Annotated in this window: 9 protein-coding genes; 4 read left to right on the forward strand and 5 right to left on the reverse strand. The window is 71.3% G+C overall.

What is annotated here, in order from left to right:
* Positions 1–3: 3 nt before the first annotated feature.
* The 3 genes from ACFQ2V_RS20940 to ACFQ2V_RS20950 all read right to left on the reverse strand — a co-directional run bounded on the left by ACFQ2V_RS20940 (position 4) and on the right by ACFQ2V_RS20950 (position 3867).
* Positions 4–1836 (reverse strand): glycoside hydrolase family 15 protein, encoded by a 1833-nt coding sequence (locus ACFQ2V_RS20940; protein WP_386054912.1) that lies wholly within the window; start codon positions 1834–1836, stop codon positions 4–6.
* Positions 1837–1917: 81 nt separating this feature from the next.
* Positions 1918–3030 (reverse strand): TolB family protein, encoded by a 1113-nt coding sequence (locus tag ACFQ2V_RS20945; RefSeq protein WP_386054914.1) that lies wholly within the window; start codon positions 3028–3030, stop codon positions 1918–1920.
* A 318-nt stretch (positions 3031–3348) separates the two neighbouring features.
* Entirely contained in the window at positions 3349–3867 is a 519-nt protein-coding gene (locus tag ACFQ2V_RS20950; RefSeq protein WP_386054916.1) for a glycine cleavage system protein R, read from the reverse strand.
* A gap of 160 nt (positions 3868–4027) precedes the next feature.
* On the opposite strand from ACFQ2V_RS20950, the gene ACFQ2V_RS20955 reads away from it, so the two are divergent.
* Positions 4028–5170: a hypothetical protein gene (locus ACFQ2V_RS20955; RefSeq protein WP_386054918.1), complete on the forward strand. Its 1143-nt coding sequence runs from the start codon at positions 4028–4030 to the stop codon at positions 5168–5170.
* A 78-nt stretch (positions 5171–5248) separates the two neighbouring features.
* Here the strand turns inward: ACFQ2V_RS20955 and ACFQ2V_RS20960 are convergent, their stop codons facing one another.
* Positions 5249–6235, reverse strand: a complete 987-nt coding sequence (locus tag ACFQ2V_RS20960; RefSeq protein WP_386054919.1) for an oxygenase MpaB family protein — start codon at positions 6233–6235, stop codon at positions 5249–5251.
* A gap of 102 nt (positions 6236–6337) precedes the next feature.
* Positions 6338–6748: a PPOX class F420-dependent oxidoreductase gene (locus tag ACFQ2V_RS20965; RefSeq protein ID WP_386054920.1), complete on the reverse strand. Its 411-nt coding sequence runs from the start codon at positions 6746–6748 to the stop codon at positions 6338–6340.
* Between the two features lie 38 nt (positions 6749–6786).
* On the opposite strand from ACFQ2V_RS20965, the gene ACFQ2V_RS20970 reads away from it, so the two are divergent.
* The 3 genes from ACFQ2V_RS20970 to ACFQ2V_RS20980 all read left to right on the forward strand — a co-directional run bounded on the left by ACFQ2V_RS20970 (position 6787) and on the right by ACFQ2V_RS20980 (position 9583).
* Positions 6787–7311, forward strand: a complete 525-nt coding sequence (locus ACFQ2V_RS20970) for a 2'-5' RNA ligase family protein (RefSeq protein WP_386054921.1) — start codon at positions 6787–6789, stop codon at positions 7309–7311.
* A gap of 119 nt (positions 7312–7430) precedes the next feature.
* The gene (locus ACFQ2V_RS20975) at positions 7431–8579 is read left to right on the forward strand and encodes a hypothetical protein (protein ID WP_386054923.1); all 1149 of its coding nucleotides are present in this window, start codon (positions 7431–7433) and stop codon (positions 8577–8579) included.
* A gap of 317 nt (positions 8580–8896) precedes the next feature.
* The gene (locus ACFQ2V_RS20980; RefSeq protein WP_386054925.1) at positions 8897–9583 is read left to right on the forward strand and encodes an SRPBCC family protein; all 687 of its coding nucleotides are present in this window, start codon (positions 8897–8899) and stop codon (positions 9581–9583) included.
* The last annotated feature ends 184 nt before the right edge of the window (positions 9584–9767 follow it).

A 9767-nucleotide genomic window follows, 5' to 3' on the forward strand; every position in this document is an offset into this window, starting at 1 on the left:
TCCCTAGTGCGCTCCGGTCTCCGTCGCGATGACGTGCATGACCGCGTTGATCAGTGCCAGGTGGGTGAACGCCTGCGGGAAGTTGCCGAGGTGCCGGCCGGTGTGGGTGTCGATCTCCTCGGCATACAGCTCGAGGGGCCCGGCGAGCGAGAGCAGCTTCGCGCACAGCTCGTGCGCGCGCTTCGTCTCGCCGATCTCCGACAGCGCCGACACGAGCCAGAACGAGCAGATCGTGAAGGTGCCCTCCTCGCCAGAGAAGCCGTCGTCGGTCTCCTCGACGCGGTAGCGCAGCACCAAGCCATCGACGGTCAGCTCGTCGGCGATCGCGAGCACCGTCGCGCGCATCACCGGGTGGTCGGGCGGCAGGAACCGCACGAGCGGCGCGAGCAGCAGCGACGCGTCGAGCGCATCCGTGCCGTAGTACTGCGTCAGCACGCCTCGCGAGTCGACGCCGTGCTCGAGGATGTCGGCCTTGATGTCCTCGGCCGCCAGCTCCCACTCCGACGCCTGCGAGTCCTGGCCGATCATCGAGGCCAGCTTCGCGCCACGGTCGACCGCGACCCAGCACATGATCTTCGACGACGTGAAGTGCTGCAGCTCGCCGCGCACCTCCCAGATGCCGGCGTCCGGCTCGCGCCAGTGCTTGAGCGCCGCCTCGACCTGCTTGCCGAGGATCGGCCAGATGCGACCATCGAGGTGGTCGGCCACCTTCGAGTGCAGGTAGACCGAGTCGAGCAGGGCGCCCCACACGTCGTGCTGCACCTGCGAGTGCGCCGCGTTGCCGATGCGGACAGGGCGTGAGGCGGCATACCCGGGCAGGTGGTCGAGCACCGACTCCGGCAGGTCGCGCTCGCCACCGATGCCGTACATGATCTGCAGGTCGTCGTCGCGTTCGGCCATGTCGGCGATGAACGAGAAGAAGTCCACGGCCTCCCAGTCGAACCCGAGCGAGTAGAGGCCCCACAGCGCGAACGTCGCGTCACGGATCCACGTGAACCGGTAGTCGTAGTTGCGTGCCCCGCCGATGGTCTCGGGCAGCGAGGTCGTCGACGCGGCCGCGATCGCCCCGGTCGGCGCGTACGTCAAACCCTTGAGGGTCAAGGCACTTCGCTGCAGGTAGCTGCGCCACGGGTGGTCGGGGAACCGGCCACGCGCGAGCCAGTGCTGCCAGTGGTGCGCCGTCCACTCGAGGCGGTCGTGCGCCTGCCCGTGCGTGAGCGGAGGATCGATCGCACCCCACGACAGGGCCACGAACCGCTCGTCGCCCTGCTTGAGCAACGTTCTGGCAGAAGCCTGCCCACCGTCGAAGCCCATCCTCATGTCGCTCGTCAGCGTGAGCCGGATGTCCGACCCCTCCGAGTGCGAGACGCACTGGTGGTAGCCGCGCTCGGTGTACTCCCACGTCACCGACTTGCGCCCGTAGTCGAGCACCGGCTCACAGTCCATCACCGTCTGCACCTCGCCCGACACGCAGCGGATCGTGCGCAGCAGCGTGTGCTGGGCGTCATAGTCCATCGGCGTGCGATGGTGCTTCTCCGAGACGCCGTCGTCGTGGTGCCACGGCCCGATCAGCAGCACGTCGCGCACGATGATCCAGCCCGTCGACGTGCCCCAGCTCGTCTCGAGCACCATCGTGCCCGGCAGGTAGCGCCGCGCCGTCGGCACGCTGACATCCGAGGGTCCGAGGCGGAACCGCCCCGCGTGCCGCCCGAGCAGGCAGCCGAAGATGCTCGGGGAGTCCAGGCGCGGCAGGCACATCCAGTCGATGTCGCCGCCCGGCGTGACCAGCGCCGTCACCTCACCGTCCGACAGGAACCCGTAGTCCGCGATCGGCACCGCCTTCGCGTGAGTGACAGGAGCAGGTGCCGCCGAGTACCCATGACCGTCCATGACCACACACTGCTCCCGGAACGGGAGTCAGGCAACAGGCTTCACGCGTGGCCAGAGGCCGGCAAGCTGCTGGGGTGTCTGGACCACCGAACCGTCCGCGGTCGCATAGGCGAGATAGCACTCTGGCATGGCCACGCAGTGGAGGAAGGCGATCGTCCCGTCCGACGTCCACGACGGCTGCGCGGCCATCGCCGGCCTGACAAAACGGGTCACCTGTCGGAGCTCACTGCCGTCGGGCCGCACCGTCCACAGGTTGCGCTCCGCCCCGTCCTGCTGCACGACCTCCGGATCGTTCGTCGCGAAGATGATCGTGTCCGTCTTCCAGCTCCAGTCTGGGTGCCCGCCGGGCAGCTGCGGAGCCAGTACGCGAGGCGCCTGGCCGGGTGGCCCGGCGACGTCGACGACGGCCACGCTCGGCGCGCCGGAGCCATCGCTCGTCGCCGACAGCGGCTCCTTCAGTCTGGTCACCTGCACGACCAGACGCCTGCCGTCGGGCGACCAGCGGGGATAGGCGAAGTCGACCAGACGGTCTCGGGACTCGACCACCACCCGGGGCCTTCCCGAGGCAACCGACACGACCTCGACGGCACTGCGCACCCCCACCGTCCGGGACGCGTCGGTGTCGGTGACCACGTAGGCCAGCTGGTCTCCTCCCGGTGACCAGGCCGCGATGCCGGCACGCTGGCACGGTGCCGGGCACGAGTAGACCTGGCGCGCGCCCGACCCGTCGCTGTTCGCGACCCACACCGAGGCCCGGAGGATCGTGCCGCTCCTGTCGACGCGCGTGAACGACAGGCGGTTGCCGTCCGGTGACCAGTCGCCGAGGAGCACCTCGTCCTGGGTGCCCTCCGCGTCGATGCTCGGCACGGCGACCTTCCCCCCGGTGCCGTCGGCGCGAAGGATGCGGAGATGCCCGTCGAGGTTGGTGAGGACCGAGGCCGACGGCGCGACCAACGGATCCACGGGGGTCTCGCTGGCCGTTCCGGCGGTCTCGGACGGGCTACGTGGCGCGACCCCGGAGCTGCTTGTCCCAGAACTGGTTCCGGTGACCGTGCCGGTCGTGCACCCGGCCAGCACCGTTGCCGTCAGCACGACGACCGAGATACCTGCCGTCCACCGCCGCGAGCCTGGCGCACCCATGACACACCTCCACCCTGCGGCGGTCCGCGTCCTTCCAGTGTGCGCCGGCACGGTCGCGCCGGCCGTGCTTTCGGGAGGTCCGCTCGGTGCCGCCCGGACAGGCGGACGTCCGGCGTCGCCGCAAGGCGACCGCAAGAGTTTCACAAGGTCGACGGAATACCTTCGTAGTGACCCGAAAAGCGCCCTTCACTGGACGTATTCGTCAGGGGTTGACGAAGGACTTTGACGGTTGGCCCGTTGTGGTACGTGAACCGTCGCGGGGCCCGGAGCTCGCTCAGCGAGACGGGCCCCTTCGTCGCGGTAGAACCGTCTGCCCGCTCAGGCGACGGCGATGTCGACGAGCAGCTCGGTCGCGAGCTTCTCGAGGTCGGCGCGCAGCGCGCCGGTGTCGGACGCGGCCGGTACGCGCACGACGACGTGCGCCTCGAAGAGCAGGCCACCGGCCATCGGGGCCTCGCGCGTGCCCGTCGTCATCGTCTCGATCGACAGCTCGTGCCGGCTCAGCACTGACGACACCTCACGGACGATGCCGGGGGAGTCGTTGCCGAGCAGGTCGAGGGTGAGCCGCTGCGACCCCGAGTCGTCGGGCACGGAGTCGACCTCGGCCCCCGGATGCGTCGTCACCTCGAGCAGCCCGTCGAGCTCGTGCAGGGCCCCGGTCAGCTCGTCGACGCGACCCGCCGGGACGCCGACGACGACGATGCCCGCGAACTTGCCGGCGAGCTCGGCGAGCTGGCTGTCCTCCCAGTTGCCGTCGTGCGCGGTGACGACGTCTGCGAGGGCGTTGACGAGGCCGGCGCGGTCGTCGCCGATGACGGTGAGCACGAGTCTGGGCACACCCGCAGCCTACTGACGCGGGGTCGCCGCGTCCCGGCGGTCGGGCCTTCGTCCAGGCGGTCGGGCCCTCGTCCCGGCGGTCGGGGCCATCCGGCCCCGCTCGACCTCTGGATCAGGTGAGGGGCTGGCACCCGGCCGCCGCCGGAGTAGCGTCAGGAGGATGCGGGGCGACCCGGCGGCCGCGCGCTTCGCGGCGATGAGCTCGGGCTACGAGAGCCACTACCTGCGCGCGGTCGCGCCCGGCGGCGGACTCGGTTTCTGGCTGCGGCACACCGTGCACGTCGAGCCGGACGAGCCGCCGCTCGCGTCCACCTGGTTCACCCTCTTCGACGCAGACTCCCCAGGACCGACCACGGCCAAGACCACCGTCGAGGGTGCGCCGAGCTGCGACCCGCACTGGGTCGGGGTCGCCGACGCGACCCTCGGGCCGACCCGTGCCACCGGTTCGATGGTGCCGCCACGCGACCGGGTGCGCGTCCACGTCCCTGTCTCGTGGGACCTCACCTTCCTCGGCGAGCCCGCGCTCGAGCACCTCCCGTCCCCGTGGATGTATGGCGCCCGCCTCCCCAGGACGAAACCCGTCAGCCTGCATCCCAGCGCCCGCTTCACCGGCACCGTCACCGTCGACGGACGCGAGATCGACGTCGACGGCTGGAAGGGCATGGTCGGCCACAACTGGGGCACCGAGCACGCCGAGCGGTGGATCTGGCTGCACGGCCTCGGCTTCCAGGGCGAGCCCGCCAGCACGTGGATCGACGTCGTGCTCGGGCGCATCCGCGTGCGCGAACGCACCATGCCGTGGGTTGCGAACGGCGCGCTCTCCGTCCGCGGCGACCGTCGCCGGCTCGGCGGCATCGCGCACGCCCGATCCACCACGGTCGAGGAGCGCCGCGACGGAGCCCACCTCCACCTTCCCGGCCGCGGCGGCCTCGCGGTCGACGTCGAGGTCACCGCACCGCCCGAGCAGTCGGTCGCCTGGCTCTACGCCCAGCCCGGCGCCCACGCGACCGACACGGCCGCCTCGGAGGCCGCCGCGGCACACCGAGCGGCGCCTCCGGCGGCGCGCCACGCGTGGCCCCGAACGGCACCCCGGGCCCAGACCCACCACGACCACGCCGTGCTCAACTGCTCGATCGCCGACCTCGAGCTGACCGTGACCCTGCCGCGACGCGAACCGCGCGTGCTGACGGCAGCCGGCCAGGCGGCATACGAGATCGGGATGCGTGAGCGACCCGCCGAGGTGCCGCTGCAGCCCTACCCGGACGGCCCGCACCCGCGACCGGACGCCGACCTCGACCCCTGACCGGGCCCCGACAGGGAGGGCACCGGGCCGGGTGCGACCGCTTCTTGAGCGGCACCCGGCCCGGTCAAAGGTGGCCGCTCAGAGGGCGGCCTTCTCCCCGACCGGGTCGCCGGACCCGTCGGGGTGACCGGGGGAGCCAGGGTGATCGGGGGAGTCGGGCGAGTCCGGGGTGTCAGGAGACTCGGGCGAGTCGCTGGGCCGGCGCTCCGCGAGGCCGGCCATGCCCCAGCGCACCGCCGCCGTCCCGAGGTGCCCGAGCGGCCGCGCCACGAGCGTTGAGACGACACCGGGCAGCGGGATGCCGAGCATGTCGCGCGCCCACCCGGGCAACAGGGACACGCCGCCGGACGCGATGGTCGCGTAGCCCGGCCGCGCGTAGAGGGGGAGCGGCGGGTTGAGCAGCAGGAAGCGCGCGGCCTCGCGAGCGGCGGGCGTCGCCTCGAGCTCGGGCCGGTACGCATCGAGCACCTCCCGCAGCCCGTCGACCGAGGTGGGCGGGTCGACGACGCCGAGCCGAGCGGCCGGGATGCCTGCCTGCGTGACGTAGACGTCGGCCTCGTCAGGGGTCAGGGGAGTGGCCGCGAACGCCTGGAAGGCCCGCAGGAACGAGTCGATCTCGGCCGCGTGCACCCACATCAGCAGGTGCGGGTCGTCGGCTCGGTAGGGGCGGCCGTCCGGTGCCTTGCCGCGCACCCGCGTGTGGATCGAGCGCACCGCGGCGATGGCCTCCTCGGCGTGCTCGACCGTGCCGAACGTCGTCGTCGCGAGGTAGTGGCTCGTGCGCTGCAGCCGCCCCCACGGATCGCCCTTGTAGCCACTGTGTCCGGCCACCCCGGCCATCGCGAGCGGGTGCAGCGACTGCAGCAGCAGCGACGTGACGCCCGCCGGGAACATCGACGCCTCCGCGTGCACGCGCCACACCGGGTCTGCCGCGGTGAACCAACGCTCCCCGCGAGCACTCCAGATGCGCTGCGCGCTCGCCGGCGCGTCGTCACCGGCGACCTTGCTGCGCAGCATCCTCCCCAGCTGGCGCTGCACCAGCCGGGCACCCGTGGCCGAGCTCATGGAGATCACCGTAGGCGCAGGTCAGCGCTCCGGAGAAACCGCGTGTCCAACCTTGGGCGCCGAGCGTGTCGAACGTTGGGTGGCGCGTCCCCGTGCGCCGGCTCAGGACAGTGTGATGCGGATCCCCGCGCGCGGACCGCGTGGACGTATGGAGTCGGTGACCATGGCGATCGCGTCGCCCAGCCGCGCCATGACGTACTTGCGCCCCATCGCCCGCTTGACCGCGGCGACGCCCTCCGGGGTGCGGTCGACGACGGCCGTGCCGGCATACGTCGGCGCCCCCTCGGGCACCCGCCCGCGCAGGTCGCACGGTCGCAGCTCGACGCGTGGCGTGTGCGCCAGCCGCTTGAGCTTGCCCGCCGGGTCGACCGTGATGACGACGAGCTCGGCGCCGTCCTTCGCGATCCACACCGGCGACGACACAGCCGTGCCGGTGCGGCGGAACGTCGTCAGCTGCACGTAGCGGTTCGCGTTGACGACGTCGACGTCGTCCGGGAGGGGTGTCGAGTTCACGCAGCCAGCGTATGCCGTGTGCTGCCCCACAATGAGGCATGGCGCTCGCGCTCTGCCTCCTCCTCGACCGGCGCTCCGACGCGCTCGTCCGCGACCTGTGGAAGCGCTTGGAGGAGAACGGGATCCCGACGCTGCTCTCCCACACCCACGGGCGTCACGTGCCCCACCTGTCGTATGCCGTCCTGCTCGACGGCGCCGTCGGCGCGGTCCGCGACGTCGCCCTGGCGCTGCCCGACGCGGGCCCGGTGGACGTCTCGGTGCAGGGCACGGTCGTGTTCCCCCGCGGACGGGTGGCGCTCGCCGGCTCGGCGGAGGCAGGGCTGGCCGTGCGGCATGCCCGTGTCGTCGAGGCCCTGCGGGGCACAGGCGCGACGATCCACCGGCACTACGAGCCGGGGCACTGGATGCCGCACGTCTCGGCGTCGACCGGTGTGCAGATGGCGGAGGTGGGGACAGTCGTGTCGGCCGTCTCCGACCGGCTGCCGCTGACCCTGCACTGCAACGGCGCCGCGCTCATCGACACTACGGACGGCACCGCGTGGCCGCTCGCCGGCGTGCCCTGACGCTGCTCGTCTGCCGTGGGACCTGCCGGCGTGCCCGTTTTGAGTACGTGTGCCCAGTACTCCCGAGCCTCTCCGGCGCTCTTCTCCCCGAACGATCCACCAAGGGGAAAGGCACCACCGTGCGCATCAGCTTCACACCCGCCGAGAACGGCTTCGCGTTCAGCAACGGGTTCACGAACCACGTCCTCCGCATCCCGGCCCTCGGCATCGACGTCACGACCCGCGGGCGCTGCGGTGGCATGGCGGCAGCGGCCATGGACTACTGGCACGCCGGACTGGCGATGTCGACGAACGGCACTCTGCCGCAGGACGGCTCGCTCGTCGCCGACTACGTCTACTCGCGGCTCATGGACACCTTCGTCGACAACGGCACGAAGTTCGTGCAGTACGCGACGAGCCTCGACCACCCGACGTGGCTGCGCGGCAAGGGTGTAGCCCGGATGACCCGCGAGGACGAGCTGCCCAAGCTCAAGGCGCGCCTCGGCTCGGGACAGCCGGTGCTGCTCGGGCTGACCCAGGCCCGGGACGTCACCCAGCTCGGCAACGACCACCAGGTCGTCGCGTACGGCTGGGAGCAGGACGGCCGCTACACCTACGTGCTCGTCTACGACAACAACAACCCCGGCCAGGAGGTGCGCCTCAAGCTCACCACCGTCGACGACCCGGCCGAGCGCGCGATCACCGGCAGCAACGGCAAGACGTGGCGCGGGCTCTTCGTCGAGAGCTACACCCGCAAGACACCGGGCTTCCTCGCGAACGGACGGCTCATCCACGACTCGACCGACCCGAAGATCCACGTCATCCGTGGTGGCGGCGCGTTCTGGGTGCCGTCGCCGGCCGAGTTCGACGCGTCCGGGTTCCGTTGGGACGCAGTCGTCGCCGCGAAGCCCGGTTCGATGGCGCACGTCGCCACCCACCCGGCCAACGGCACGCTGGTCCGTGAGCGCGGCACCGACCCGATCCACGTCGTCTACGGCGGCAAGGCCTTCTGGATCCCCTCGCCGGAGGTCTTCGAGGGTCTCGGCCTCGACTGGAACGCCGTGCGCGAGATCCCGCAGGGGTCGCTCGCCGGCCTGCGGCGGGTGCCGCTCGACCGCACCCTGCTGCGCGAGCGGTCGGCCGACCCGGTGTGGCTCGTCGATGGCGGCCGGCTGCGCCACGTGACCAGCCCGGCGGTCATGGACCGGCTCGGGCTCGAGTGGGGCTGCGTGCGGGCCGTGCCCGACGGCGCGCTCGCCGGTCTGCCGACGGGGACGCCGATCTACTGAGCGCGATCCGCTGAGCGCGATCCACTGAGGCTCGGTGGGTGACTAGTCATCAATGGTCCGTTCGGACCAAATGTCCATCTTTCCAATGACGCTGCCTCCATCGGCGTGTCAACCTGACCGAGTAGTCGCGGAACGGGACACTTTTCCCAGCGACACAAAGACTTCGGCGGTTGGCCCGTTGTGGTACGTGAACCGTCACTGATGGCCCGGTCTCGCATGGCGAGCCGGGCTTCATCAGTTCCCGGGCCGGTTTCTGCTGAGCCGCCTGCCCACGAATCCGTCCACAGGGCAACGGGATCCGGACTACCGTTGATGGCATGAGGCGACTCACCGCCCCTCTCCTTGTCGGTGCCGCGGCCCTGTCGGTCGTGACCGCGCGCTGGTCGGCGCTGCACTGGGGCGCCACCACGGAGGAGTCGCGAGAGTCGCTGCCCGGCGACGAGCACATCGCCGACCCCGGCCTCGTCGCGACTCGTGCGATCACCATCGAGGCGTTGCCCGAGGCGGTCTGGCCGTGGGTCGTCCAGATCGGCGCCGACCGAGGCGGCTTCTACAGCTACGACGTGCTCGAGAACCTTCTCGGCTGCCGGCTCCGCAGCGCCGACTCGGTCGTGTCGGAGTGGCAACAGCTCGAGCCCGGAGACCTGGTGCGGTTGCACCCGCAGGTCGCCCTGACAGTGGTCGCGGTCGATCCGAACCATTCGCTCGTGCTGCGCTCCGCACCCCCATCCGAGCCCGGTGCCGCTTCCGGAGCCGCTCCGCCCGACGGCGTACGGCCTGGAGAGTCGACGCACGACGCGCCCTACGACTTCACGTGGGCGTTCGTCCTGCGCCGGCACCCGCATGCCGCGACGCGGCTCATCGCCCGCGAGCGGTTCGGCTACACCCACCGGTGGTCGCCGCTGCTCGTCGAACCCCTCTCGGTGGCGAGCTCGCTGATGAGCCAGAAGATGCTGCGCGGCATCCGTGACCGCGCGGAGCGTCAGGCGTCGGCAAGCGCCTGAGCGACGGTCTGTCACCGCGAAGATCGCAGGCCACCTGGCCTTGCTGCCAGGGATCGCCTCGACCGGCCGGCACTGTCGGTGGTCGAAGATATGTTCGACTCATGGCACCGGAACCGTCGACGCTCGAGCTCCTGAGGAGCCGGCTCACCGACCTCGAGGCGCGACAGCGCGCCACGGGTGGTGC

Origin of the sequence: Terrabacter terrigena (assembly GCF_042676085.1) — a bacterium.
Taxonomy (GTDB): domain Bacteria; phylum Actinomycetota; class Actinomycetes; order Actinomycetales; family Dermatophilaceae; genus Terrabacter; species Terrabacter terrigena.

Bases quoted from the DNA above. Each gene is read 5' to 3' on its own strand.
- ACFQ2V_RS20945 (WP_386054914.1), bottom strand. From the start codon at position 3,030: ATGGGTGCGCCAGGCTCGCGGCGGTGGACGGCAGGTATCTCGGTCGTC.
- ACFQ2V_RS20955 (WP_386054918.1), top strand. From the start codon at position 4,028: ATGCGGGGCGACCCGGCGGCCGCGCGCTTCGCGGCGATGAGCTCGGGC.
- ACFQ2V_RS20960 (WP_386054919.1), bottom strand. From the start codon at position 6,235: ATGAGCTCGGCCACGGGTGCCCGGCTGGTGCAGCGCCAGCTGGGGAGG.
- ACFQ2V_RS20970 (WP_386054921.1), top strand. From the start codon at position 6,787: ATGGCGCTCGCGCTCTGCCTCCTCCTCGACCGGCGCTCCGACGCGCTC.
- ACFQ2V_RS20980 (WP_386054925.1), top strand. From the start codon at position 8,897: ATGAGGCGACTCACCGCCCCTCTCCTTGTCGGTGCCGCGGCCCTGTCG.